This is a genomic window from Kribbella sp. NPDC058693 (genome assembly GCF_042715335.1).
Taxonomy (GTDB): Bacteria; Actinomycetota; Actinomycetes; order Propionibacteriales; family Kribbellaceae; genus Kribbella; species Kribbella jiaozuonensis.
On record NZ_JBHXSQ010000004.1, the window covers coordinates 1,374,866 to 1,400,955 of the forward strand.

General features: G+C 68.8%; 20 protein-coding genes. 6 read left to right on the forward strand and 14 right to left on the reverse strand.

Annotated elements, in window-relative coordinates:
- Positions 1–8 precede the first annotated feature (8 nt).
- Both ACFWUU_RS33075 and ACFWUU_RS33080 read right to left on the reverse strand, forming a co-directional pair.
- Entirely contained in the window at positions 9–3,941 is a 3,933-nt protein-coding gene (locus tag ACFWUU_RS33075; RefSeq protein WP_380181391.1) for a Pls/PosA family non-ribosomal peptide synthetase, read from the reverse strand.
- 52 nt (positions 3,942–3,993) lie between these two features.
- A complete protein-coding gene (locus ACFWUU_RS33080; protein WP_380181393.1) occupies positions 3,994–4,803 on the reverse strand; it encodes an NAD(P)H-binding protein in 810 nt (269 codons plus the stop codon).
- Between the two features lie 81 nt (positions 4,804–4,884).
- Between ACFWUU_RS33080 and ACFWUU_RS33085 the strand changes: the two genes are divergently transcribed.
- Positions 4,885–5,814: an AraC family transcriptional regulator gene (locus ACFWUU_RS33085; protein WP_380181396.1), complete on the forward strand. Its 930-nt coding sequence runs from the start codon at positions 4,885–4,887 to the stop codon at positions 5,812–5,814.
- A gap of 63 nt (positions 5,815–5,877) precedes the next feature.
- On the opposite strand, the gene ACFWUU_RS33090 is transcribed toward ACFWUU_RS33085, so the two are convergent.
- From ACFWUU_RS33090 to ACFWUU_RS33100, 3 genes are read right to left on the reverse strand one after another with little or no spacing between them, the layout of a single operon-like run.
- On the reverse strand, positions 5,878–6,651 hold the full coding sequence (locus ACFWUU_RS33090) for an FHA domain-containing protein (protein WP_380181398.1): 774 nt from the start codon (positions 6,649–6,651) through the stop codon (positions 5,878–5,880).
- Position 6,652: 1 nt separating this feature from the next.
- Positions 6,653–8,527: a protein kinase gene (locus tag ACFWUU_RS33095; RefSeq protein WP_380181400.1), complete on the reverse strand. Its 1,875-nt coding sequence runs from the start codon at positions 8,525–8,527 to the stop codon at positions 6,653–6,655.
- Entirely contained in the window at positions 8,488–9,585 is a 1,098-nt protein-coding gene (locus ACFWUU_RS33100; RefSeq protein WP_380181402.1) for a neutral zinc metallopeptidase, read from the reverse strand. The genes ACFWUU_RS33095 and ACFWUU_RS33100 overlap by 40 nt, the downstream gene beginning before the upstream one ends.
- 66 nt (positions 9,586–9,651) lie before the next feature.
- Here ACFWUU_RS33100 and ACFWUU_RS33105 point away from each other — a divergent pair, with 66 nt between their 5' ends.
- Positions 9,652–11,361, forward strand: a complete 1,710-nt coding sequence (locus ACFWUU_RS33105) for a DUF2207 domain-containing protein (protein ID WP_380181404.1) — start codon at positions 9,652–9,654, stop codon at positions 11,359–11,361.
- A 34-nt stretch (positions 11,362–11,395) separates the two neighbouring features.
- Here ACFWUU_RS33105 and ACFWUU_RS33110 read toward each other — a convergent pair whose 3' ends face one another.
- Positions 11,396–12,403: a neutral zinc metallopeptidase gene (locus tag ACFWUU_RS33110; RefSeq protein WP_380181406.1), complete on the reverse strand. Its 1,008-nt coding sequence runs from the start codon at positions 12,401–12,403 to the stop codon at positions 11,396–11,398.
- 570 nt (positions 12,404–12,973) lie between these two features.
- Between ACFWUU_RS33110 and ACFWUU_RS33115 the strand changes: the two genes are divergently transcribed.
- A complete protein-coding gene (locus ACFWUU_RS33115; RefSeq protein WP_380181408.1) occupies positions 12,974–13,411 on the forward strand; it encodes a hypothetical protein in 438 nt (145 codons plus the stop codon).
- A gap of 497 nt (positions 13,412–13,908) precedes the next feature.
- On the opposite strand, the gene ACFWUU_RS33120 is transcribed toward ACFWUU_RS33115, so the two are convergent.
- Together ACFWUU_RS33120 and ACFWUU_RS33125 are read right to left on the reverse strand one after the other, a co-directional pair.
- A complete protein-coding gene (locus ACFWUU_RS33120) occupies positions 13,909–15,231 on the reverse strand; it encodes a neutral zinc metallopeptidase (protein WP_380181410.1) in 1,323 nt (440 codons plus the stop codon).
- Between the two features lie 26 nt (positions 15,232–15,257).
- Positions 15,258–16,163: a neutral zinc metallopeptidase gene (locus ACFWUU_RS33125; protein ID WP_380181412.1), complete on the reverse strand. Its 906-nt coding sequence runs from the start codon at positions 16,161–16,163 to the stop codon at positions 15,258–15,260.
- Positions 16,164–16,397: 234 nt separating this feature from the next.
- On the opposite strand from ACFWUU_RS33125, the gene ACFWUU_RS33130 reads away from it, so the two are divergent.
- Complete coding sequence (locus tag ACFWUU_RS33130; RefSeq protein WP_380181414.1) at positions 16,398–18,092, forward strand: DUF2207 domain-containing protein; 1,695 nt, start codon at positions 16,398–16,400, stop codon at positions 18,090–18,092.
- Positions 18,093–18,146: 54 nt separating this feature from the next.
- On the opposite strand, the gene ACFWUU_RS33135 is transcribed toward ACFWUU_RS33130, so the two are convergent.
- From ACFWUU_RS33135 to ACFWUU_RS33145, 3 genes are all read right to left on the reverse strand, one after another.
- Positions 18,147–19,439 carry a peptidase C39 family protein gene (locus tag ACFWUU_RS33135; protein WP_380181416.1) on the reverse strand — a complete coding sequence of 431 codons (1,293 nt, stop codon included), beginning with the start codon at positions 19,437–19,439 and terminating at the stop codon, positions 18,147–18,149.
- A 61-nt stretch (positions 19,440–19,500) separates the two neighbouring features.
- Positions 19,501–20,058 (reverse strand): GNAT family N-acetyltransferase, encoded by a 558-nt coding sequence (locus ACFWUU_RS33140; RefSeq protein WP_380181418.1) that lies wholly within the window; start codon positions 20,056–20,058, stop codon positions 19,501–19,503.
- Positions 20,059–20,089: 31 nt separating this feature from the next.
- Positions 20,090–20,920, reverse strand: a complete 831-nt coding sequence (locus ACFWUU_RS33145; protein WP_137252548.1) for a lysozyme — start codon at positions 20,918–20,920, stop codon at positions 20,090–20,092.
- A 133-nt stretch (positions 20,921–21,053) separates the two neighbouring features.
- On the opposite strand from ACFWUU_RS33145, the gene cysS reads away from it, so the two are divergent.
- Positions 21,054–22,481 (forward strand): cysteine--tRNA ligase, encoded by a 1,428-nt coding sequence (gene cysS, locus ACFWUU_RS33150; RefSeq protein ID WP_380181420.1) that lies wholly within the window; start codon positions 21,054–21,056, stop codon positions 22,479–22,481.
- A 1-nt stretch (position 22,482) separates the two neighbouring features.
- Complete coding sequence (gene rlmB / locus ACFWUU_RS33155) at positions 22,483–23,448, forward strand: 23S rRNA (guanosine(2251)-2'-O)-methyltransferase RlmB (protein ID WP_380181422.1); 966 nt, start codon at positions 22,483–22,485, stop codon at positions 23,446–23,448.
- Positions 23,449–23,503: 55 nt separating this feature from the next.
- Here rlmB and ACFWUU_RS33160 read toward each other — a convergent pair whose 3' ends face one another.
- The 3 genes from ACFWUU_RS33160 to ACFWUU_RS33170 form a co-directional block, all read right to left on the reverse strand.
- Positions 23,504–24,382: a S1 family peptidase gene (locus ACFWUU_RS33160; RefSeq protein WP_137254096.1), complete on the reverse strand. Its 879-nt coding sequence runs from the start codon at positions 24,380–24,382 to the stop codon at positions 23,504–23,506.
- A gap of 132 nt (positions 24,383–24,514) precedes the next feature.
- Positions 24,515–25,393 carry a S1 family peptidase gene (locus ACFWUU_RS33165; protein WP_380181424.1) on the reverse strand — a complete coding sequence of 293 codons (879 nt, stop codon included), beginning with the start codon at positions 25,391–25,393 and terminating at the stop codon, positions 24,515–24,517.
- 84 nt (positions 25,394–25,477) lie between these two features.
- Positions 25,478–26,062 carry a TetR/AcrR family transcriptional regulator gene (locus ACFWUU_RS33170; protein WP_131460575.1) on the reverse strand — a complete coding sequence of 195 codons (585 nt, stop codon included), beginning with the start codon at positions 26,060–26,062 and terminating at the stop codon, positions 25,478–25,480.
- Positions 26,063–26,090: the final 28 nt, after the last annotated feature.

The window sequence follows — 26,090 nt, forward strand, 5'->3', positions numbered from 1 at the left end:
GTCAACCATCAGCCCTGCCAAGGAGCGATCGGGTTCCCAGCCCAGCGCGTACCCGCCGGCACCCCTTCACCACGCATCACGAGAGACACCGGCCCGATGGTAGCTCCTGCTCCTACGCTCGCGGCCGGGAGGACGATGCCGTGCGGTCCGAGGGTTGCCCCGGGCCCGAAAGTGACTGTGCTCATGGAGAGAACTCGATCATGAAAAAGGTGCGTCTGCAGCACGCAGCCGCGATTCACCGTGGCACCGTCGCCCAGGGTGACCAGATCTGCCTCCGGCAACCAATACGTCTCGCACCAGACGCCCTTGCCGATCTTGGCTCCGAGTGACCTGAGCCACAGGTTGAGAACCGGCGTACCGGCGGCGGCGTTCGCGAACCACGGCGCCGCGACCAGCTCGACGAAGCTGTCGACCACCTCGTTGCGCCAGACGAACGAACTCCACAGCGGATACTCGACCGCGCGCGTCCGCCCGACGATCAGCCACTTGGCGACCGTCGCCATCCCGCCCGCGACCGCGCCGGCAGTCAGGATCACCGCGCCGGACAGCAGCAGTGCCGCCAACGGGCCGAGCCAGATGTCGAGCGCCTGCAGCGCGAACAGCACGCCGATCCCGATCAGGACCGTGCACATCATCGGGACGAAGCGGCACAGCTCGACCAGCGCCCGCGCGACCTTCAGCTTGTACGGCGGGTTGAACGTCCGGCTCTGATCGCCCGCAACGGCCTGCCGACGCAGCTTCACCGGCGGCGAGCCGAGCCACGACGTACCGGCCTTGGACTTCTTCGGGGCCGCCGACAGTACGGCGACCAGGCCGTTCTTCGGGACGCTCCGGCCCGGTGCCGTCATACCGGAGTTGCCGAGGAATGCGCGCTTGCCGACCTTCGCGCCGGCGACGTGCAGCCAGCCGCCGCCGAGTTCGTACGACGCGATCATCGTGTCGTCGGCGAGGAACGCGCCTTCGCCGACCGTCGTCATCTTCGGGAGCAGCAGTACGGTCGAGGCCTCGACGTCGCGGCCGATCTTCGCGCCGAGCGCCCGCAGCCACCACGGCGTCAACAGGCTCGCGTACAGCGGGAAGAGGAACGTCCGGGCCGAGTCGAGCAGCCGCTCGGTCGCCCAGACCTGCCACCCGATCCGGCTGCGGACCGGGTAGTGGCCGGGCTTGATCCCGATCCCGAGCAGCCGTACGCCGATCAGCGTGAGGATCGCCATCGTCGCGAACCCGACGACCGTCATCAGCGGGATCGCGGCCAGCCCCTTGAGCGCCGCGTCTCCCAGGGTCTGCGTGCCCTTCACATACTGTCCGAGTACGACGAACGCCGCCGCCGCGGCCGCCACCGGGATCAAGGACATGATCGCGGACTGGGCGCCGTACGCCGCGACCCACCACGGCGCGCGGGCGGGCCGATGATCCGGCCACGGGTGCCGGGCGCGACCGATCCGGGTCGCGGGCGAGCCGGACCAGCGCTCGTTCGGCGGCACCTTGCCGGAGACGGCGGAGCCGGCCATGATCTCGGCGTTCCGGCCGATCTCCGAGCCGGGAAGGAGCGTGCTGCGGGAGCCGACCACTGCCTCGGCGCCGACGGTCACCGGGCCGACGTGCAGCCGGTCGCCGTCGATCCAGTAGCCGGCCAGGTCGACCTCGGGCTCGACGGAGGCGCCGCGACCCATCGTGAGCATGCCGGTCACCGGCGGCAGCGTGTGCAGGTCGACGCCGCGGCCGACCTTGGCTCCGAGGGCGCGGGCGTAGTACGCGATCCAGGGTGCGCCGGCGAGGTTGGCCGCGCCGGCGGCATCGGCGAGGTTCTCCGCGGCCCAGAGGCGGACATGGACGTTGCCGCCGCGTGGGTACGTCCCGGGCTTCAAGCCACGCAGCAGGATCCGGGCGCCGAGCACCGCGATGCCCATCCGGCCGGCCGGGCTGATCAGGATCAGCCAACCGGCGAGGATCCACCACCACGACACGGTCCGCGCCCAGGGCAGCGGCTCGATCAGCTCGGCAAGCAGGTTGTTCAGAGTGAAGACGTACACCAGCCAGCGGACGCCGACGACGGTCTGGAGGATCAGGGTCAACGCGGTCTGCAGGACCTGGGTGCCCTTCGGCGTCGGCCGGATGTCGCGCAGCTCGACCGGCTCCAGTGCAGCGGGCTGGAACTCGTCGAGCCGTTCGGCGAGCGCGCCGAGCCGCGGGTACTCGTAGATGTCGCCGACGGTGACGTCGGGGAACTTCTCCCGGAGCGCCGAGACCAGTTGGGCCGCGGCGAGGCTGCCGCCGCCGTGCAGGAAGAAGTCGTTGTCCTCGCCGGTGACCTTGGCGCCGAGAACCTTGGTCCAGCGTTCGGCCAGCCAGCCTGCGGTACCGGTCAGCTCGGCGGGCGGGCCGTCGCTGTCCATACCGGGCAGCGGCCAGGGGAGTGCGTTGCGGTCGACCTTGCCCGACGTCCTGGTCGGCAGCGTGTCGACGACAGCGAGCAACGGCACCAGCGCCGCGGGCAGTGCTTCACGCAGCCGCTCCGTCGCCTTGGCATTGTCGAAGGACGCGGGGTCCTCCGGTACGACGTACCCGACGAGCAGCTGATTGCCGGCCGCGCTGTTGCGTACGGCGGCCGCGGCGCCCGTGATCCCGGGGAGCGCCTGCAGGGCGGCGTCGACCTCGCCGAGCTCGATCCGGCGGCCGCCGAGCTTGACCTGCTCGTCGGCACGGCCCTGGAACAGCAGCCCCAACGGATCGGACTTGACCAGGTCGCCGCTGCGGTACGCGCGCTCCCAGCCGAGGGTCGGCATCGGGGCGAACTTCTCGGCGTCCTTGACCGGGTCGAGGTACCGGGCCAGGCCGACGCCGCCGATGATCAGCTCGCCGATCTCACCGTCGGCGACTTCGTTGCCTGCAGCATCTACTACGGCGAGATCCCAACCGTCCAACGGCAAACCGATCCGGACCGGACCTTCGCCGGTGAGCTGCGCGGCGCAGGCCACGACGGTCGCCTCGGTCGGGCCGTACGTGTTCCAGACCTCGCGGCCGTCGACCGCGAGCCGCTCGGCGAGCTCGGGCGGGCACGCCTCGCCGCCGAAGATCAGCAGCCGCACCTGGTCCAGCGCGTCCGGCGGCCAGAGCGCGGCCAATGTCGGCACGGTGGAGACGATAGTGATGCCTTGGGCAACCAACCACGGCCCGAGGTCCATACCGGTCCGAACCAGCGAACGCGGAGCCGGCACGAGGCAGGCGCCGTGCCGCCAGGCCAGCCACATCTCTTCGCAGGACGCGTCGAACGCGACGGACAGACCGGCCAGGACACGGTCGTCCGGCCCGATCGGCTCGCTCTGCAGGAACAGGCGAGCCTCGGCGTCCACGAACGCGGCGGCCGAACGGTGTGTGACGGCGACACCCTTCGGTACGCCGGTCGACCCCGAGGTGAAGATGATCCACGCGTCGTCGGTCGTCTCCGGACCTTGCGTGCCGCGCGGGACGTCCGTCGCTGTCCCAGCGTCCATGCGAGCGGAGTACGGGTAGTCGAAGGCGCCGTTCGCTGCGTCGTTGTCCGCGATCGGTTGCTGCTGCGGGCGGGTCACCGTCAGCTCGAGCTCGTCGCCGACGGTGGCCGCGACAGCTGCCTCACCGAACACCAGCTCGGCGCGCTCTTCGGGGTCGTCCGCATCTACCGGAACGTACGCCGCGCCGGCCTGGAGCGTGCCGAGAATCGCGACGTACAGGTCGTTGTGCCCGGACGAGATCCGGATGCCGACGCGGTCGCCCGGACCGATTCCCGCGGCCGTCAGGCGGTTGGCGAACTTGGTCGTCTGCTCCAGCAGTTCGCGATAGCTGAGGCTGACGCTGCCGTCATCGAGCGCCGGCTCGTCGGCGTACCTGTTGGCGGTCTCTTCAAGCACATCCACAAGCGTCCGCGCGGCCGTCGCCAACTCCCCGCGTCGCAACGTCACGGGCGGATAATACGCCGCATGGTTATCAGCTGGATAACCCGAAGCGAACAGCTCAACTGCTTGTTGTATCCCGATCGTGTGCGAATGCCTTGAAAGTACGGGCCGATCGCCCGAGCGCCTGCTCCACGTCAGTGGTCGGTTCGCCGCCGTATCCGTTGGCGATCGAGGTCAGAACGTCGGCGAGAAGTTCGGCACCGGGGCGCAGAATGCCTTGTGTTACTTGCTGTTCGATGTACTCGGCCGGTGACAGGGCGACGTACTCGACGCGGAGGCCGGCCTCGGTCAGTTCGTCGGCGGCTTCGGTGAACGTGATCGCCTCCGGTCCGGTCAGTTCGTAGGTGCGGCCGTTGTGGTCGGCGGTGGTCAGCGCGGCAGCGGCCACGTCCGCGATGTCGTCGGCGTCGATGAACGGCGTACGGCCGTCGCCGGCGGGGAGAGCGAGCGTGCCGGAGCGGACCGCGTGCTTCCACGGGCCTTCGGTGAAGTTCTGCGCGAACCAGTTGGGGTGCAGGATCGTCCACTCGGCATCGGAACCGCGGACGGTCTGTTCGACGGCGTGCAGGGGATGGCTGGGGTCGGATGCGCGAGAGGCCGACAACAGGACCAGGCGTCCTACGCCGGACGCGAGCGCCAGGTCCGCGAACCGGGCGAGCCGGTCGCCGGGGCGGACTGTGGGCTCGACGAGATAGGCAGCAGTGATGCCGTCGAGCGCCGGCGCCCACGTCGACGGGTCGTCGAGGTCGAGTCGTACGTCGCTGCCGGTGCGCGACGCCGTACGGACGTCGTGGCCGGCGGAGCGGAGGCGGGCTGCGATCCGGCGGCCGGTGGTGCCGGTGCCGCCTAGGACGAGGAACTTGTTCATGCGCTTCAGCCAACTGCAGTCCAGGCAGACGATCCATGGGAGATCGTCGCCGATCCCTTTGTGATCGTCTAGCTTGGAGTGGTGGATGTGTTGAGCGACCTGCTGCAGCGGGCGCAGGCGTCGGATGCGCTGGTGCGGCAGATCATCGCGCGTGGGCCGTGGTCGGTGACGTATGCGGACGTGCCGTCGCTGTCGGTCGTCGCGACGCTCGGTGGCAGCGCATGGCTCCGGCTCGACGACGGTGTGCCGACGATGCTGGCTGCCGGCGACATCGCGTTGATCACGGGTGTTGGCAGCTACGCGATCGCGGACGACCCGGCGACACCGGCGTACTACGTGATCCGCGGCGGGCAGAAGTACACGATCGACGGTGAGCCGGTGGAGTGGCGGGGTGAGTACCTGGCGCCGAGGACTTATGGCGACGGGTTGCCCGGCGCGACGACGATGGTGCGCGGCGCGTACGACCTGCGCGGTGATGTCGGGCGGCGGGTGCTTGAGCTGCTGCCTCCGCTGGCGGTGGTGTCTGCTACACCGGAGACTCGTCCCGCGCTGGATCTCCTGACGACGGAGGTGGCCCGCGAGGAGCCGGGGCAGGACGCGGTACTACGGAGGTTGTTGGACTTCGTGCTGGTGCTGGCGCTGCGTGCGTGGTGTGCGAGTACGGAGCTGCCGTCCTGGTACCAGGCTCTCAGCGCCCCTGGGATCGGCGATGCACTCCGCCACCTCCACGAGGACCCGGCACACCGTTGGTCGGTCGCGGAGCTCGCTGCCAAGGTCGGCCTGTCCCGCGCCACTTTCGCCGCCCGCTTCAGCAAGCTGGTGGGCCAGCCGCCGCTCACGTACCTGACTGCCTGGCGGATGACCCTCGCAGCCGACCTCCTCCGCACCACAACCGCCCCCGTGGCGGCTGTGGCCCGCCAGGTCGGCTACGAGGACCCCTTCGCGTTCAGCGTCGCCTTCAAACGCACGCACCACGAGTCTCCGACGACGTGGCGCGGACGGGGACGTTGATGGCGTTGTCGCGTTTCAGCATGGCCGGACGGTAGGTCTGGTTGCTCGGGACCCCTCCCGAGCTCAGTCGTCGAGTACGGCGAGGTCTGCTGGGACCAGCGTGGTCGTCAGGAGCAGGGCCCGGAACAGGTTGTCGTTCAAGGCGTTGCCGACCGGCTCACCGACCTCCTCGCGAGTCAGCCCGGGTACGCCGTCCCGCGACAGCCGGCTGCGCACGTTGGACACCAGGTGCTCGACGCGCTTGGCGGTCCAGCCTTCCGTCGGCTGTAGCTCGGAGAGCTGGTCTGCGGCCTGTCGCCAGGACAGGGGCAGCGGATGTAGGTCGTGTAGCAGGTACCGCTGGCCGACGACGGTCAAGGCCAGCTTCTCCGCGGGAGACAGTTGCCAGACGCGGGGCGGGTGCGTGGGGTCGCGTGGGCGCAGTACCGGTCGGGTGCCGTTGTCGCCGACGACGTACACCTCCAGCAGATGCTCGCGACCGCTGGAGCCCTGGACGAACAGCGGGGTATATCCGGCCGCGAGCGGCATCGGGTCCTCGCCGGCGAACAGCGTCTGCTCGCGTGGGAACCGGACCGGCAGCCGCCCGGTCACTGCGACCCACCACTGCCCAGACCGGTAGCTGATCGACCCGTGCATCCGGCTGACGCGCGGATCGTCCTCACCGACGCACACATGGACCTCAGGCCGGTTCCGCCCGAACAGAATCGTCCGGTGCGGTCCAGGGTCGACAGTCAGGCCACCGCCGACGCTGAGCACGAACATTGTGCCCGGCTGGGCGTCAGGTACGCCGCCTGCCAGGCTGGCCTGGTCCTGCGGGAGACTCCGGATCGGCTCCATCTCACGCCCTCGGCAGCTTCACGACGGCGGCCTGGGCGAGCTTTGTCGCCAGTCCACACAGCGTGGCGGGTTTCGCCGAACCACCTACAGACATGGTCACCAACTCGACCGCGTCCTGGCCGTTCGACTCGACGTACGTCCGGTAGACGATCACCACCGCGCAGGTATTCGGACCGTCGTTCTCGTTCGAGAGGAACGCGGACCGCCCGCCCACGGTGATCGGCTGCCCGTCCGAGGCGTCGAGCGGCTGGTTCCGGTCGAAGTACAGGTCGACCGACAGGTCGCTGGCCGTACTTTCCCAACCGCACGACCAGTTGCCGAACGACGTGTCTGGATGTGTGGCGTCGACACCGGGGATCAGCTCGAGTGCCTTGTTGTCCAGCAGCGTGCACGCGTTGACGTGCGCCAGCGACGTGGCCGGCAAGGGCTCCGCCCGTCGCGGAACCGGACCGGCTTGCACGACGCTGATTGCCTTCTGCGTAACGGCTTCCGCCATCGCGCACACGTCCATCCCGGAGCCGTTCGTGTGCCGCGCCTCCACCTGGATCTGCGTGCGGTCGGACAGCACCAGCACCCGCTCGCAGTCGTCACCGCCGGACTGTACTCGCGTGACAGTGCGCAGGTTGCCGGTGAACTTCTGCACCGCACCTCTCGGCGAGTCGGTGTAGGGCAGATTCAGCTCCGCCCGTACGTCGACCTCCTGGTCGCCCTTGCCGGTCACCACCACGTCGCACCGGTCGAAGTTCCCGTACGCCGGATCCAGCGTGGTCTGCCCGAACCGGCTCAGCGACTTCTCGTCGATCAACGCACACGGATCAACCGTCAACGGATCCCCGACCGGTCCGGCGGCAGGCGTCGTGGGAGTGGAGGGCTGGACCGACGGCTGCCCTGGCTGCTGCTCTGACGGCCGGCCTGACTGTTGCGCCGACTGCTCCGCGGTCGGCTCGGCGGGTCCTGAGAACACATGCGACAACACCAGCGCCACAACGACGGCAACAACAACGGCAGCCGCCGCGGCCGGAATCACCCAGCGGCGGGGGCGATGCGGTGGCGCAGCAGCCGCGGCGCCGCCGCCGAGCTCCTCGACCACCTCGGCAGCCGATGGCCGGTCCTGCGGATCGATGGCGAGCATCCTGGTGATCAGCGGCGTCAGCTCACCACCCCGGCGCAACGGCTCCAGCTCGCCCCGCGCTGCGCGCCGCAGTACCGCCAGAGGATTGGGGTCGTCGCCGAACGGCGAGTGGCCTTCCAAAGCGGTGTAGAGCACCGCACCGAGCGAGAACACGTCGGAAGCAGTAGTAGGTTCGTTGCCGTTGGCCACTTCCGGGGCGAGGTTGGCCGGCGTACCGACAGTCGCGCCGTCCGTCAGCGTCGCCTCCGCCCACAGCCGCCGCGAGATGCCGAAGTCCGCAAGCTTCGCCGTACCGTCCGACGTCACCAGGACGTTCGCCGGCTTGAGGTCGCGGTGGATGATGCCGGCCGCGTGCACGGCCTGCAGCGCCGAGGCGATCTGTACGCCGATCTTTGCGACCTGGTCGACCGGCAACCTGCCGAGCTCGTCCAGACCGTGTGACGGCAGGTACTCCAGTACCAGCCAGTGTTCGTCGCCGTCGGACACCACGTCGAAGATCGTCACCACATGCGGATCGTGCAGCCGGGCGCCGGTCTGGGCCTCGCGGCGCAGCCGGCGTCCGTCCGGGTCGTCCACGCCGGGGTGCGCGCGCTTCAGTGCGACCGTGCGGTCGAGTTGCTGATCGTGGGCACGCCAGACCGAGCCCATGCCGCCCGAGCCGAGCGGTTCCCCCAGTAAGTAACGGCCCCCGATCAGCCGCTCGCTCACTTCACCAGGTCCGCCGATACAGCGAAGGTGTCGCACGCTTTGTTGGCGCCGATGTTGAAGCCGTTCTGGATCCAGAAGCCCTGGCTGGTGGCCAGACCGTGCGTCCGCTCATCCGGCGGGGTGTCCGGGGACTCACCGAAGCTGTTGCTGGACTGCTCCTTGAACTCGTCCAGCCGGTTCGTCAACGGGTACGACTTCTCCACGGCCTTGCTGAACACACCGCCGAAGCAGGAGGCCTGCAACTCGTTGCGCCGCGAGCTCTCCAGCTTCTGGTCCGGATGGTCCTGCAGATAGACCGCACGCGCGTAGAACAGTCCGGTGACGCCTTGCACGTGGTGCCCGTACTCGTGCGCGATCGTCATCAGGTACGCCAGGTCCTGCTGCGGTCCGAAGGCCCGGTTCATCTGCTTCACGTCGACGTACATCACCTGGTTGCCGTAGCAGTAGAACGCCAGTACGCGGCCGGACAGCGGCTGGAAGTTGCCGCACGCGGTCTGCACCGGCTGGTCGAACACGACCAGTCCTGGGTCCGGCTTGTCCTGGCCGAGCTCGTGGAAGATCGGCCGCCACGCATCGTTGAGGCACTTGAACAGCCGCTGGTAGTAGACCTTCTGCGCGGCCAGGCTGCCGCTGCCGAGGTTCGCCGCCGGGCAGTTCTCCTCAGGGAGCGGGCCGGTGCGGTAGACGTCGGCGTTCAGCAGGTAGTCCTCGGCGGTCCCCTTCTGCGGGTTCGTGGTCGGGGTCGGCACGATCGACGGACCGGTCACACCGGGGTCAGCGGTGTCGGTGCCGCTGTTGCCCATCAGGGCGGCCATGACGGCCACGGACACACCGATGAAGATCAGCAGGACGAAGCCGAACAGGATGAGTCTGAGCGGGCCGCCGCGCTTCCGCGGGGGCTGGAACCCGTTGAACTGACCCGGAGGGCCGTAGTACGGCTGTGCCCACTGGCCCGGGTACTGCTGCGGCGGACCGGGTGGGTACTGGCCCTGCTGCGGCGGCCACGGGGCTGCCTGCGGCGGTGGCAGGATGCCGGGCGGCGGGCCGGGTGGTCGGCCCTGCGGCGGGCCGCCGTACCCGTACGGGCTGCTCACTACTCTGGCCTCCAGGCTGGTCGGTCGAGTTCGCTGCACGAACCGGCACGAGACTACTCTCGACCCATGTCACCGAAGCGCCGCCTCCTCCCGGCTGCCCTGCTGATGTCCCTGACTGCACCGGTCGCGGGCCTGTTCGTTGCCCTGAGCCCGGTGTCCGCCCAGGCGGCGGGTCGGGCCGACGACCAGATCACGGCGTACTCCGCGGATGCGACGCTCACCAAGGACGGGCAACTCCAGGTGAAGGAGTCCGTCGACCTGACCGCCGGCGGTACGACGTTCAGCCGGACGCTGACGACCCGGGTCCGGTCCGACTCCGAGCGCGACCGCACGTACGACCTGAAGGACGTGTCGGCGACGGTGAACGGCCAGCCCGCGCAGGGCTTCCAGAACCAGAGCACCGACGACGGCCGCAAGCTCACGCTGAACGTGTCCGGCCAGTCGAAGATCGTCTACAGCTACACGGTGGACAACGTGGTCGCCGACTCGACCGAGGGCCGCGAGGTGAGCTGGCCGATCGTGCAGGGCTTCGCTGTCTCGGTCCCGACGGCCAATCTGAGCGTCAGTGTCCCGTTCGCGACCTGGGTGACCTGCTTCGCCGGCCGGACCGGTTCGAGCATGCCGTGTACGTCGTCCCAGCTGGGCGAGTCCGCCGACCTGCAGATCCAGCAGAACGGCGTACCCGCAGGCGGACGGCTGACGTTCCTGACCGGGCTGAGCGACCAGGCGACGGTGCAGGCGAACGCGCAGTACTCGACGCGGTGGTCACTCGGCCGCGCGTTCACCGCGGACTCGAGCACGATCGGTCTGGCCGTCATCGTGTTCGGGATTGGACTGCTCGGCGCGGTCGGCCTGTGGTTCTTCCGCGGCCGCGACGCGGCCAAGGTCGGCGACGGTGCGCCGGAGCGTCCGGTGCTGGACGGCGACGACGGACCGCAGTTCGCCGCCCCGGACGGGATCCGGCCCGGACAGGTCGGCACGGTGGTGGACGAGACGGCCGACGTCGTCGACATCACCGCCACGCTGCTGGACCTTGCCGTGCGCAACTACCTGACGATCGTCGAGCAGCCACGCGAGTCGCACTTCGGGCGGCTGGACTGGGAGCTGCAGCGGCTGCACCCGGGCGGTCCGGAGCTCCTGCCGTACGAGAAGGCCTTGCTGGACGCGGTATTCGCGGACGGCGACTCGGTGCTGGTGTCCGCGCTCGGCCCGTCGCTCCGGCCGAGGCTCAACCTGGTCCGCGAGCAGTTGTACGCCGACGTCGTAACGCAGGGCTGGTTCAACAACCGTCCGGACGCGGTCCGGAACCGGTGGACCACCGCGGGCGTGGTGCTGCTCGGTGCAGGCGTCGTACTGACCATCGTGCTCGCGATCGTCAGCAAGTTCGGTCTGGTCGGGTTTGCCGTCATGGCGGCCGGCCTGGTGCTCGCACTCGTCGGTCAGGCTGCTCCGGCCCGGACAGCGCGCGGTGCCGCCGTACTGGGTCGGGTGGCCGGCCTGCAGCACTACCTGGCCAACGAGTCCTCGGCGACCCTGCCGCAGAGCCACCGGCTCGAGTTCGCGTCCCGCTGCCTGCCGTACGCCGCTGTGCTCGGACTGACCGAGAAGTGGGCGCTGGAGATCGCGGCGACCGATGACGACGACGACCCCGACGCCGGCATCGGCTGGTACTCCGGACCGGAGAACTGGCACCTGTCGGACATCGGGGAGTCGCTCAGCAACTTCGTGAACGCGTTCGGCGGTTCGCTGACCACCGCCCGCCGGCTCTTCGGCTGACGGGCGGCGGCTGCGCTCTTGCGGCTGTTGCGGGCTAGTTGACCCGGACGTCAGCTGCGGTGAACGTGTTGCAGGCGTCCGGCTTCTTGCTGTTGTAGCCGGTGATCGACCACTGGTAGTTGCTCACCCGGTTGCCGTGGTCGTGCACACGCGGCCGGGCGTAGTCGTCACCGGAGTGGAGGATCAGGAACTTCCAGTTCGCGAGCAGCGGGCCGCTCATCGGGGTGAACGTCGCGTTCGCACCGAGGTAGACGGCGCCCAGGCAGGTCGCCTGCAGTTCGCGCCGGCGGCTCTCGAGCAGCTTCTGGTTCGGCGTCATCGACTGCTGCCGTGACATCGACGAGGCGAGGATGCCGCTCAGCTTCTGCACGTGGTGCCCGTACTCGTGGGCGAACGTGTTCAGCATGACCGCGCGGGCGTAGACCGGGTTGGTCCGGTAGTACCCGTTGTCGACGGCGAACGGCAGGTAGATCGTCTCGTTCGCAGCGCAGTACGCCGCACGCACGCTGCGCTGGATCCCGCACGGGGACGGCGTCTTGCCGACGTACACGACTGCCTTGGGGTTGCGGAACGGGAGGTTGGCCTTCTTCATCGCCAGCCACCAGGTGCGGTTGAGGCAGGGCAGCAGACGGTTGTAGTACTGCTGAGCTGCGGCGACCGTGACCGGTGCGAACGGCGGCTCCGCGCACTTCGACGCGGCGACCGGGCCGATCTTGTAGAGCGCGCTGCCCTTCACGACCTCGTCGACCGTCGGGCCGCGGGGCGTGGACGGGCTCGGCGACGTCGACGGGGACTCGGACGGCGACGAGGAGGACTCGGACACGGGTGCCGTCGGATTGTTGGTGGCCTGCTGGTCATCGCCGCCGATGCTGCGGACGATCAGGGTGATGCCGGAGCCGACTACCAGCACGGCGAGGACGACCAGGCCGATCAGGAGACCGCGGGAGACCTTCTTCTTGCGGCGACGGCGGCCGCCCGGGGGCTGTGGGATCGGGATCGGTGGGTACTGCCAGGTCGGCGCTTGCTGGACGGGCTGACCCATCGGGCCGGTCTGTCCGCCGTGCGGGGCGGCGTGGCGGCCGGACTGTTGCTGCTGCTGTGGGGTGAGCGCGTTGCTCCATGGGGAGGCGGGCTGTTGGTTCTGGTTCGCCGGGCCCCAGAGGTAGGAGTCTTCTGAGCGCGGACCGCTCTGGTCGCGCTGCGGGGGCTGAGAGGGCGAAGCCTGCCAAGCACTCGACGCGGACTGCCCGGTCGCCGACCATCCCTGCCCTGCGGTTGGTTGACCGGAGTTGGCGTCTGATTCATCCTGCGACTGGCCGTCGCCCGCGGAATCGTCCCGGATCGTCCACGACTGCGCGGACCATGACGAGCCGGCCTGCTGAGCGTCGGACCGGCCGGACTCCGCCGGACCAGGCTGCCACGAACCGGACGAGCCTGCCTGGGATGGGCCGGGTTGGCTGGAGCCCGCTTGCGTCGTGTCGGGCGCAGACTGCGCCCAGAACGAGTCCGCCTGCTGGGCGGACGGCGACGGGTTCGTCTGCCACGGATCAACCTGAGGCGGCCCGGCCTGCCACGAACTCGGCTGGTTGGCACCAGGGCGACCGGGACCCGCTTGGTTCGGGCCCGGCTGGTTGGGTGCCGACTGGTTCGGGCCAGGCTGCTGCGGACCGCGCTGCTGCGGGCCTGGCTGGTTGGGGCCGGGCGGAGGCGGGCCGGGCTGCCACGAGCTCGGCTGGTTGGAGCCTGGCTGGTTCGGGCCTGGCTGGTTCGGACCTGGTCGGTTCGGGCCGGACTGTTGCGGGCCTGGCTGGTTCGGGCCGGGCTGGCCAGGACCTGGGCGACCGGGACCGGGCTGCTGCGGGCCGCGCTGTTGAGGACCGGGCTGCTGAGGTCCGGGCTGCTGAGGTCCGGGCTGCTGAGGTCCGGACTGCTGGGGACCGGGCTGGTTCGGGCCTGGTTGGCCTGGGCCGGCTGGCTGGTCGGGGTGTTCGCGGCGGTTGGGGTTCCAGCCGCCGGCGAACCAGTTGTTGGCCGGCGGCTCGGCCTGTGACGGGTTCTGGAACTCGCGCTTGGCGTCGGTGTCCCCACTCCACCACGACTGCCCAGGCTGACCGTCCCCAGCACCACCCTGCTCCGGCTGAGCACCACGCCGCCCATCCCCGGAACCGGACCGACCCGCGCCCGGACCTGACTGGCCGGTGCCAGGACCTGACTGGCTCGCACCGGTGTCCGACTGGTCGGCTGCGCGGCGGCCGCTGGTGGCGGGGGCGCGTCGGGTCTCCCCGGGGGTGCCTTGGGCCTGTCCGGGGGCGTGCTGGTCTGCGCCGGGGTGGTGGGGGGTTTGCCCGGGACCGTGCTCCGGTGGGCGGTTCGGCTGATCGTCAGCCGGGTCGCTCCCCGGGGGCTGGTTCCAGTTGTCCGACATCGATGCTCCTCACGACCTTGCTGGGTGGGGGTGCCGAATGCCGCCTCCCCCGGACATACTTTGCGCGATCCGGACCCGCCAGGCTAGCTACCCCGGCCAGTCGTCTCGAACAAGTTAGTCACCTACTGCACCTGCCCCGCCGATGCGGCCCAGGTGTTGCACGCGTTCGGGTTGCGTCCGTTCCAGCCGCGCAGTGCCCAGTAGTTGTGGATCGGCGGGGCGCCGTGGTCGTGCGCGTTGTCGATCGTGTTGGCGATCAGCCACCGCCACTGGACCAGCGACTGCCCGGTGACCGGGTAGGTGCGCCGGTTCGAGCCGATGAAGATGTCCGAGAAGCAGGACGCCTGCAGCTCCAGCCGCCGGCTGTCCTGCAGCTCCTGCGCGTACGTCGCCCGCTCGTACCGGATCCGCGCGTACGCCTGCAGGATCCCGGTCTGGTTCTGCACGTGATGCCCGTACTCGTGGGCGAACTGGTGCAGCATCCACATCCGCGCCCAGACCTTGCTGTAGGACTGGGTGTACTTGTTGTAGTTCCCGACGTCCTCGGTGAGGTTCATGTAGATCGTGTCGTTGGTGCCGCAGTAGAACGGCGGCCCGGAGTCGCTCTTGGCCCCGCACGGCGACTGCACGGTCCCGCTGAACGTGATGACGTTCGGCGACTTGACCCGCCCGCCCGCCTTGGCGATCAGCGGCGCCCACGCCTTGTTCAGACAGCCGAGCAGGTTCTTGTAGTTGGCCCTCGCTCCGGCCGCTGTGCTCTGCCGCGACCTGGACTCCTTGCAGTTCACCGAGCTCATCGCGCCGGCCTTGTACAACTTGTTGCGCAGCACCAGGTCGGTGTCACTCGGGCCGGGGTTGGTCTTCGGCGTGCTGGTCGTCGAGCGCGTCGTGGTCGGTCGCGGCGCCTGCGTGGTCGGCTGGGTCGTGGTCGGCCGGACGGTGGGCTTGGTGCTCGGCTGCCCGGACGGTTCGGTCGACGGCTCGGTCGTGGGGCTGTACGACGAGGTGGTCGTCGGCTCGGCGTACGACGGGTCGCCGTCACCCTTCATGATCGACGAGGCGATCTTCAGCCCGATAACTCCGACCACCACCACGCCGAGGATCACGAACAGCGCGATGATTCCGCCGCGGCCCTTCTTCGGCGGCCGCGGTCCACCGGGCGGAGTACCCCACCCGAACTGCGGCTGCCCGTGGAACGGCTGTCCCTGGAACGGTTGCCCAGGCCCCTGATAAGGCGGCCCCTGGTACGGCGGACCAGACGGCGGCCCCTGCGGCGGCCCAGGCGGCCCAGGCGGACCCTGGTACGGCGGTCCCTGCGGCGGGCGACCAGCCGGCGGCGGTGCGCCGTACCCGGGCGCTTGCTGACCCGGCCCCGGCTGCCACGGCGGTGGCTGCTGCGGCGGGTACTGCTGCCCGGGCGGAGGACCCCACTGGTTGCCTGACACAGCGGTGACGCTACCGGAGCCCAGGCTCAACTTACCCGTGCGGGTGAGGCCGACCAGGTGTTGCAACTGGCCGGGTTCCGGCTCGCGAACGCCGCCCGGCTCCAGGCGCCGTGGCTGGTCGTGCTGCCGTGGTCCCGCGGGTACGGCGGCCGGTCGCCGCTGTTGTTCACGTCGTACAGCCACATCTGGTACGCGTACCCGGTGATGCCGTAGCTGCCCCGGTTGGAGCCGAGGAACACATTGCCCAGACAGGACGCCTGCAGTTCGAGTCGTCTGCTCAGCAGCAGTTGCCCATCCGTGGTTGCGTCGTACCGGAGCTTCTCGTACGCCTCGCCGAGACCTGTCATCCACTGGACCGAGTGCGCGTACTCGTGCGCCACCGTGAAGCTGCCGACCATCCGGCCGAACGTCGGGTTCTGCTTGTAGAAGGAGACGACCGACGGCGACTCCATATAAATGGTGTGGGTCGTCGGGCAGTAGAACGAGCGCCCTGGTCCGCTGCCACACGGCGTGTTCACCGTGCCGCCCCAAACAACCAGCCCGGGCGAACGGAACCGCCCGCCGGCCGCAGCGACCTGTCGCGGCCAGGCGCGATCCAGACAGGCCTTGATCGTCTTGAAGTACGCCAATGCCTGCGCACCGTTGCCCGGACCGGTCTTTGCCTGCTTGCAGTTCACCGTCCGCATCGCACCGGTCTTGTAGAGCCGGTGCGTCGCGTTGTACGTCGCCGGGTTGACGGACTGCACCGGCTTCGGCGGCGCGGTGGTCGTCGTCTTCTTGGTAGGCGTCGGAACAACTCTGGTCGGCGCAACGGACGTAGGCACAGGCGGTTCCGCAACCGTCGGCTCCTCGCCACCACCCTGCGTGAGTTTCACGAACAGGAACACACCACCAGCAGCAACCACGGCAACCAGGGCAACGATCAGCAGCACTGCCCCGCCCGACTTCTTCCGTGGCGGTTGGGGTGGCAACGGACCCCAGCCGTACTGCGGTCCGGGCGGAGGCGGCGGCGCGTAGTACTGCGGAGGCCGGGGAGGAGCCGGGTAACCCTGCTGTGGCGCCGGGGCGAATTGTCCGGGAGGCGGTCCCCATTGGTTGCCTGACACTCCGCAGACGCTATCGTGCCCGGTGTCAACCTGACCCTCTTTCTACGGTGTGATTGGGCGATGCGTCTACGTCTCCTCGGGCTCTCCCTGTGTGCCCTCGGCCTGCTCGGCCTGTCCGCTGTCCCGGCCGGCGCGGCCGGTACCTCCGGTTCCGGCGCTGCCGCCGACCCGGTGGTGACCAACTACGACAGTCAGGTCCGGGTCGAGCGTGACGGCCTGCTCCGGGTGGCGGAGACCTGGAAGCTCAGCAACGTGAACGGGACCTTCACCCGGTTCATCGTCACCCGCGACCACCTGCCCGACGACATCGACCACGTCCAGGAGATCGGCGACCTGCAGGTCAAGGCCGGCGGCCAGGACAAGAAGGCGGACATCAAGACCGACGGCGACGTCACGTCGATCGCGGTCCCCGGCATCGACAGCGGTACGACGGAGCTCGACTTCTCGTACACGGTCAAGGGTGCGGTGGCAACGGTCCTGGACGGCACCGAGGTGCGGTTCGCGCCGCTGACCGGGATCAGCATCCCGATCCAGCAGGCGAACGTGGTCTACAGCGTCCCTGAGGTTTCGCACGTCTCCTGCTTCGCGGGCCCGATCGACAGCAACATCCCGTGCACGCTGGCGCAGATCGGCGAGACGTCCGGTCCGACCTTCCAGCAGACCAACCTGCCGCCGGGCAACACGGTCCGGATGGCGGTCGGCTTCCCGAAGGGCCAGATCGCGGCCAACTCGATCGTCGAGTACCGCCACACCTTCAAGCGCGCTTTCTCCACCGACGCGGCCCAGCTGATCACCGCGCTGGCCGTCCTGCTGCTCGGTGCGCTCGCTCTGTTCGCCCTGTACCGCTTGCGCGGCCGGGACCAGGTCGACCCGCGCCGCGTCGTACCGGCGTCGCTGTTCAGCCTCGGGACCGATGCCCGGATCAACTTCTCGCCGCCGTCGGACCTGCGGCCCGGCGAGGTGGGCACGCTGATCGACGAGCGGATCGACCCGGTCGACGTGACCGCGACGATCATCGATCTGGCCGTCCGCGGGCACATCACGATCATCGAGCAGGAGCACAACACGGAGTACTCCCGTCCGGACTGGGAGCTGCGCCGGGTCTCGAACGCGCCGTCCGAAGAGCTGCAGCGCTACGAGAACGTGCTGATCCGCGCGATCTTCGGCGACGCCGACTCGGTGCTGGTCTCCGAGCTCGGCCGCCAGGTCCGTGCGAACCTCGAGCAGGTGCAGGACGCGCTGTACGACGGCGTCGTCAAGCGCGGCTGGTTCAGCGAGCGCCCGGACCGGACTCGGTCGCTGTGGGCAACTATCGGCATCGCCACCACGGTGGTCGGCGTCATCGCGACCGTCCTGCTGGCTCTGCTGTCGACCTGGGGTCTGCTCGGTATCGCGATCACCCTGGTCGGTATCGGACTGCTCGTCGTCGGTCGCTACATGCCGGCCAAGGCTCCGGCAGCCGGCCGCGTCCTCGGTCAGGTCGCGGCGATCCGCGGTGAGCTGCTGGAGATGGACGTCAGCGAACTGCCGACCGACCAGCACGCCGAGCTCTGCTCTCGCGCACTGCCGTACGCCGTCGTACTCGGCGGCTCGGAGCGCTGGATCGACGCACTGGTCGCCACCGACACCACGCCGGACCAGGAGGACGAGGGCTTCACCTGGTACCGCGGTCCGCGCGGCTGGCACCTGCAGTACCTGCCGGACTCGCTCCGCAACCTCACCACGAACCTGACGGGCGCACTGTTCGCCCGCTAGTCCGTTAAGAACAGAGCCCGCCACGCCGCCCCGGCGCGGCGGGCTCTGTCGTCTCTACCAGTTGTGCTGAGGAGCAGGGCTCGGCGGAAGCGCCACACCTTCCGGGTGGATCACATAGACCAGCCCACCCGAATGCGGCACCCACGCGTTCTCAAAGGCAGCCCGGTCGTACGTCGTCCGCACCTGGTCGTCACTGGCGATCAGATGCGACGCCGGGTCGTTCACCACCACGTTGCCGGCGGCATCGAACCCGACGATCACCATCAGGTGCCCGTTGGTCCCGTACCCAGCACCGGGCAGATCACCCTTCTTGAACGACAGCGAGGCCACCAGCGGGATCCCCGCCTTGATGAACTGCTCCGCCTCGGTCAGCGACCGCAGCCGGGTGATGAACCCGTCCACGCCACGACTCCCGGCGTACGCCGTGTTGAACGGCCAGTTGCCGGCACCGTCGTACGAGTAGTCGAAGACATGGCGAGCAGAGTGGTCCACCTGCGGATCCGGATCGGATGGGTCCACCCAAGCGGTCTCGGCTGCGGTCGGACCGGCGCCCCAGTAGTCCAGCACCATCGCCGTCGACGTCGCCGAGCACCAGGCCTCGCCACCACCGTCCCACTGCGGGTAGTGCCCGATATGCGTCTCCTGCGAGTACGTCGGTACGTCGAGCACCATGCCCTCCGCGCCGCCAAGGGGGCTCACGGCAACGGTCTTGTCGGACGGCAGCCGGGACGCCATCGCGCCGACGGAGCGGACCACCGGCGACTGCGTCGTACCGCTGAGCCGGTAGAGCGTGACCTTGAGCTGCCAGCGGTCCAGCCACTTGCCGGACGCGGCCTGGAAGGTGTCGACGGCAACGGATCCGTCGGCGTCGCCCTGGCTGGGCACCGAGGTGCGGTGGATGTCGCCGGCCGCGGTGTCGTCGCCACCGGACCAGCGGCCCAGTACGTACCACTTGGTGGCGGCGCCGAGGTTCGTCGTACCGGCCATCGACACTTCGACCCAGGTCCCGGGCGGGGTGGTCGCGTTCCATGAGGCGACCAGCTCGGTCAGCCCGAAGCCGGTGCTGACGTGCGGCGAGATCCAGCTGGTCTGGTCGTAGTTCTTGGCGGTGCCGTCGCCGAACGGATCGACGTACGACGTGGTGCCGGTCGATGTGCCGAAGGTGAGGGCGCCGTCGGTGACGGTGGTGCCGAACCGGTCGCCGGCCAGGAAATCCGTGGTCGACGTCCACGTGTGGTAGGCGATCTCCCGGGCAGGGGCGACCTTGACGGCTTCGCTCGGCAGAGTGCCGGCGCTGAGCACAACCGCCCCGACGATCAGGGCGGTGACGGAACGGGCGGAGGTCATATTTCGACGTTAAACCCCCATGGCAATCGCTGCCATGTGAGCGCGTGCCTTAGCCAAAAACTTACGAACGCTTGTCCCATTCGGCTTTGAGCATGGCGAAGACCAGTTCATCGGTCCACTCGTCCTTGAGGTACTCGTTCTGGACGAAATGCGCCTCCTGGCGCAGGCCGAGGCGCTTCAGCAGATTGGCGGACGCGTTGTTGCGAGCGTCCAGCCGCGCGATGATCCGGTGCATGCCGAGCTCTTCGAACCCGACCCGGAGCAGCTCAACCGTCGCTTCGGTGGCGTAGCCATGACCCGCCGACTCCGGGTGGAAGACGTACCCGAGCTCCCCGGTGCGCTGCTCGATGCTGTTCATGAACATCGTGACTTCACCGAGGTGCACACCGGTGTCGCGGAGGATGACCGCGGCGGTGAGCGCTTGACCGTCGCGGTCCATCGCAACGTCGGCCATCCGGCCGGCGAGTGCCTCCTTGACCTGCTCGGGCGTCCGTACGTCGTACAGCAGGTAACGGGTGACGTCCGGGTTCGACTGCAGCTTCAGCAGGTCGTCGTAGTCGGTCTCGGTGTAGCGGCGCAGAGTCAGGCGGTCAGTCTCGATCGGCAGCGAGTAGCTCACCGGTCGAGACTATTCGACCGCCGCAATGCAATTAACCGTTGGCGAGAGCCACCAGCCGGGACTGGTCGCCGTTGAACCGGTCCTGGTCGATCGGCGTCGAGCTGTACTGCCAGATGGTGTGGAACGGCCAGCCGCCGGGCAGCGTCCCGGGCGCCGAGGCGTACCGGGCCACCCAGAGCGGGTTGGTCGAGTTGAACGCGGTGCTGTTACCGGTGCACTGGCTCCACCAGTCGAGGTTGGTGTAGATCACCGGGTCGCGGCCGGTCCGCGCCTTGTAGGTGTTCAGGAAGTCGCGGATCCAGGCGACCATCGAGGCCTGGCTCAGCCCGTAGCAGGTGGCGCCGTACGGGTTGTACTCGATGTCGAGTGCGCCGGGCAACGTCCTGCCGTCCCTGGACCAGCCGCCGCCGTGGGCCAGGAAGTACGTGGCCTGGTTGGCGCCGCTGGAGTCGTTCGGAGTGGCGAAGTGGTACGCGCCGCGGATCATCCCGACGTTGTAGGAACCGTTGTACTGCTGGGCGAAGTACGGGTTCGTGTAGTAGTTGCCTTCGGTCGCCTTCGTGTAGGCGAACCGCTTGCCGGCGCTCCACTGCCCGGCCCAGTTGACGTTGCCCTGGTGGCTGGACACGTCGATACCTTCGACGCTGGCGGCGGGCGCCATCACGGCCGGGGCCGCGCTCTTGGTGGTGGTGTTCTGCACCCAGCCCATGTACGCGTCGCCGGCTTTCTCGATGCCGTGCTGGCGGGCCTGGGGGGTCGGCTGGTGCGACCCGGTGCTTTCTGCGTTTGCTTGGGCGGAGCCGATCGAGGCCAGCAACAGGCCAAGAGTCACGGCGGCACCCGTGAAAAGGGCGGACTTCACGGTTTCCTCCAGAGCGATGAGGGGCGGACAGAGCGCTCGGAACTCATTCTTACCCGACTCCGGAAAGAATCAACCTTTGAAGCTGTGGTGCAGGTGATTATTTACCTAGGTAACCTCCCGTTACCCTTGACCGGTGACACTTCGTTTGTACGACACCGCGACAGCAGCAGTGCGAGATTTCGAGCCGGTCCACCCGGGCAAGGTCGGGATCTACCACTGTGGGCTGACGGTGCAGGGTGCCCCGCATGTCGGGCACATCTACAAGGAAGTGGTCTTCGACGTACTGCGTCGTTGGCTCGAGCGCTCCGGCTACGAAGTCACCGTGATCGCGAACGTGACCGACATCGAGGACAAGATCCTCGCCAAGTCCGCCGATCGCGGCGTCCCGTGGTGGGCGCACGCCTACGAGTTCGAGCGCGAGCTGCACTGGGCGTACGACGTCCTCGGCTGCCGCCCGCCGACGTACGAGCCGCGTGCCACCGGGCACATCCCGGAGATGATCGAGCTGATCGAGCAGCTGATCGCGGACGGGCATGCGTACGTCGCCCCGGACGGATCCGGTGACGTGTACTTCGACGTGAAGTCCTGGCCGACGTACGGCGCCTTGTCGCACCAGAAGATCGACGACATGGAAGCCGCCGAGGACGCCGACCCCCGCGGCAAGCGGGACCCGCGCGACTTCGCGCTGTGGAAGGGCTGGACCGAGGCCACGCCGCGGACCGCTTCCTGGCCGGCGCCGTGGGGACGCGGCCGCCCGGGCTGGCACATCGAGTGCTCGGCGATGGCAGGCAAGTATCTCGGCGAGGAGTTCGACATCCACGGCGGCGGCCTCGACCTGCGCTTCCCGCACCACGAGAACGAGCTGGCCCAGTCGACCGCGGTCGGGCAGAAGTTCGCCCGGTTCTGGATGCACAACGCCCTCGTCACCACGGCCGGCGAGAAGATGTCGAAGTCGATGGGCAACAGCGCCGTCGTACGCAACGTGGTCGAGCGGGTCCGCCCGATCGAGCTGCGCTACTACCTGGTGCAGTCGCACTACCGGTCGGTGGTGGAGTTCTCGTTCGAGGCGCTCGACGAGGCCGCGAAGAGCTTCCAGCGGATCGACGGTTTCATTACCCGGGCGGTCGAGGTGACCGGCGGGGTCGAGCCGGCGGACGAGCTGCCCGCGGAGTTCGAGACCGCGATGGACGACGACCTGGGTACGCCGGCGGCGATCGCCGTACTGCACAACACCGTGCGGGACGGCAACAAGCTGGTCGCCGACGGGGACTCGGTCCTGCTGCGGGAGACGCTCGCGTCGGTGCGCGGGATGCTCGGTGTACTCGGGCTGGACCCGCTGGCCGAGCCGTGGGTCTCCCGTACCGGTGGCAGCGACGAGCTCACCGAGGTTGTCGACGGGCTGGTGAAGGCGCTGCTCGAGCAGCGCCAATCCGCCCGCGAACGTAAGGACTTTGCCGCCGCGGACGCCGTCCGTGACCGGCTGAAGGCGCTCGGCGTCGTCGTCGAGGACACCCCGCAAGGGCCGAGATGGTCCCTTGCATCAACAGACGAAGGAAGCTGAAGTGCCAGGCAGTAGTCAGCGCAAGGGCGCCATCCGGAAGAAGCCGAAGGGGAACCCGACGGCCGGGTCCGGCGGGCGGGTTCGTCGCGGTCTCGAGGGCAGGGGCCCGACGCCGAAGGCGGTGGACCGGGTCAAGCACCCCGCACACAAGCGGGCGAAGGCAGCCGAACGCGCCAAGGAGCGGGAGCGCACTCCGCGGCGCCAGGCGCGCAAGGACGGCGACGCGACCGTCGAGTGGGTGTACGGGCGGAACCCGGTGGTCGAGGCGCTGCGAGCCGGCGTACCGGCTTCCGCTCTGCACGTCGCCGAGGGCACGGAGCGGGACGCACGCCTGCGTGAGGCGCTGCTGGTCGCGGTCGAGACCGGTGTCTCGGTGCTCGAGGTGCCGCGGACGGAACTTGACCGCGTCACCGCGGGCGGTTCGCACCAGGGCGTCGCGCTGCAGATCCCGCCATACGAATATGCGCACCCCGATGACCTGGTGGCCCGGGCTCACGACTTGGGCGAGGTGCCGCTGATTGTCGCGCTCGACGGCGTGACGGACCCGCGCAACCTCGGCGCGATCACCCGTTCAGCGGCCGCGTTCGGCGCACACGGCGTCGTCGTACCGGAGCGTCGTACGGCGTCGATGTCCGCCTCTGCCTGGAAGACGTCGGCCGGCGCCGCGGCCCGTATCCCGGTCGCCCGCGCCGGCAACCTCAACCGGGCCCTCAAGTCCTACAAGGACGCCGGTCTGCTGATCATCGGCCTGGACATGGACGGCGACGTCGACCTCCCGGACTTCGAGGCCGCGACCGAGCCCGTGGTCCTGGTCATCGGCTCCGAAGGCAAGGGCCTGGCCCGCCTGGTCCGCGAGAACTGCGACCTGATCGTCTCGATCCCGATGACGTCCGCGACCGAGTCACTGAACGCCGGCATCGCCGCCGGCGTCACGCTGTACGAGATCTCCCGCCGCCGCGCGGGCTGAAACACACGACAGCGCCCCGGACCGCGAAGGTCCGGGGCGCTGACTTGTGCAGAGGTCAGTAGACGCTGACGCCGTAGCGGGACAGCGCTTCGGTGACCGGCTGGAAGTACGTCGTACCGCCGGAGGAGCAGTTGCCGGAGCCGCCGGAGGTGAGGCCGAGGGCTACCGAGCCGGCGAACAGCGCGCCGCCGGAGTCGCCGCCCTCTGCGCAGACGTTGGTACGGATCAGGCCGGTGACGGTGCCCTCGGCGTAGTTCACCGTGGCGTTCACTGCCTGGACCGTGCCGCTGTGCACACCGGTGGTGCTACCGCTGCGCTTGACCGCCTGGCCAACACTGGCGTTGCCGGCGGACGTGATGTCCTGCGAGGTGCCGTTGTACAGATCCACCGTGCCGGGGTGGTTCGTGTACGACGTGCTGTACTTGACGATCGCGTAGTCGTTACCCGGGAAGCTCGATCCGGACGTCGTACCGAGCAGGGTGGTCTTGCTGGAGTTCGAGTACCAGCTGGACGCGATGTTGCCGCAGTGACCCGCGGTCAGGAAGTAGTACGTGCTGCCGCTGCGGACGTTGAAGCCGAGCGAGCAGCGGTACTGCCCGCCGTAGATGGCGTCGCCGCCGGCGATGTACTTCGTCAGCTTGCCGGACATCTTCTCCAGCGTGACCCGGTCGCCGAACTGCTTGGTCACACCGGTCAGCTTCGACAGCTTCGCGCCGGTGACGGTGTCGTCGTACGACACGATGATCCGGCCGTTCGGGTCGGTCTGCCACGCCGTACCCGGGATCGTCGCGTCCTTGCTCAACGTCGACGTGATCGCGGATGCGGACAGGGTGGCGGGATTGACCGGCGCAGCCGAGGCTTGTGACGCCAGAAGTCCGGCGGCAGCAAGCCCGGCCGCGGCCAGGAGAGCGGTGGTACGGCGGAATGGGGACATGTTCACGGTTTCAGCCTCCTCACGATGAGGACGCCTTCGGGGCGGGGCGTCCTTGACTTCAACCGTGTCCAGTCCTACCCCCAATCTCCCTGAGTATTCAAGAGGTTCCGGAGAGTAGGGGAAACCTGCGCCTCAGTAGATCGAGACGCCGTACACGTTGAGGGCCTCCACCACCGGCTGGAAGTAGGTCACTCCACCGGTCTTGCAGTCGCCGGAGCCACCGGAGGTCAGACCGAACGCCCACTGGCGGTAGAACAGCGGACCGCCTGAGTCGCCCGGCTCGGCGCACACGCTGGTGCGGATCAGGCCGGCCACGCGTCCGTCGCCGTAGTTCACGGTCGCGTTCAGCCCGGTCACCCGGCCGCTGTGCAGGCCGCTGGTGGCGCCGGAGCGGTACACCAACTGGTTGAGGCCCGGGTTCATCGCGGTGGTGATGTCCTGCGAGCGCCCGTTGTACAGGTACACGCTGCCGCCCGGGGGCTTCATCTTGATGTCGGTGCGGTAGACGACCAGCGAGTAGTCGTTCCACGGGTAGCTGGCGTTGACCACTGCGCCGGTGTAGACCGCGTGGTTCTGGTCCTGGTACCAGCGGGCCGCCGCGACGCCGCAGTGACCGGCAGTGAGGAAGTAGTACTTACCGCGCCGCTGCACGTTGAAGCCGACCGAGCACTTGTACTCGCCGCCGAACGTCGCCATGCCGCCGCTGATGTACTTCTGCAGCTTGCCGGGCAGCTTCTCCATCGTGATGTTCGAGGCCAGCTGCTTGGTCAGGCCGGTCAGCTTGGTCAGCTTCGTTCCGGTGACGGTGGAGTCGTACGACACCACGACGGTGCCGTCCGGCTTGGTCATCCACGCCGTACCGGGGGTGTTGATCTGGTCGTTCAGGGTCTCGGTGATCGCTTTGGCGGACAGTCGGGGCGGCTTCACCGGGTCCGCCTTGGCCGGTACGGCGGCGGCCAGGGCGAGCGCGGCAGCCGCCATGACGGCCGCTGTTCGTCGCAGGGTTTTCATAGTCATCAGCCTTCCGGGGCGTACGGCTCTGATGCGCAAGATGGCAGCAAGAGGACGATCCCCAACCTTAGAGGGGCCTGTGGTTCAGTCCAGGCGCAGGGAGTGCAGGACGAACGAGGCGAGTTCGCGGTACGCCTCGGCGTCGTTCAGACCGGTACGCCGGGCGATGTCGCCGCGCTGGATCGCCTGCATGGTGTGCGCGATCATCTCGGCCGCGAACGCGATGTCGACCTGCCGGAACGTCTTGTGGTTGATCCCGTCCTCGATCAGCTGCCGGACCCGCTCGGCGGCGATCCGGGTGTTCCGCTCGTACACGGACCGGGCCGGGGCGAAGGTCGCCACGTCGTCCAGGAAGGTCCGGCTGGCCGGCCGCAGCGCGTCCGCGACCGCGTTCAGGTACGCCGCGATCCGCCGGTCGTGCCGGGTCTGCCGCGCGACCGCGGACTCCACCTGCGCAGTCGCATTCTTGAAGTAGTGCTTGACCACCTCGACGGCGAGCTGTTCCTTGCTCGGCGCCAGCGCGTAGAGGGTCGTCTTGCTGCAGCGCAGCTCGGCGGCCAGGTCGTCCAGGGTGAACCGGCTGAACCCCTGCTCGAGGAACAGGGACAGGAGCCGGTCGAGGAGCTCGGACTGACGGCGGGTCCGCCGCCCCGGAACGACTGTTGTCATATCGAGACAGCATAGAACGATACGGAAC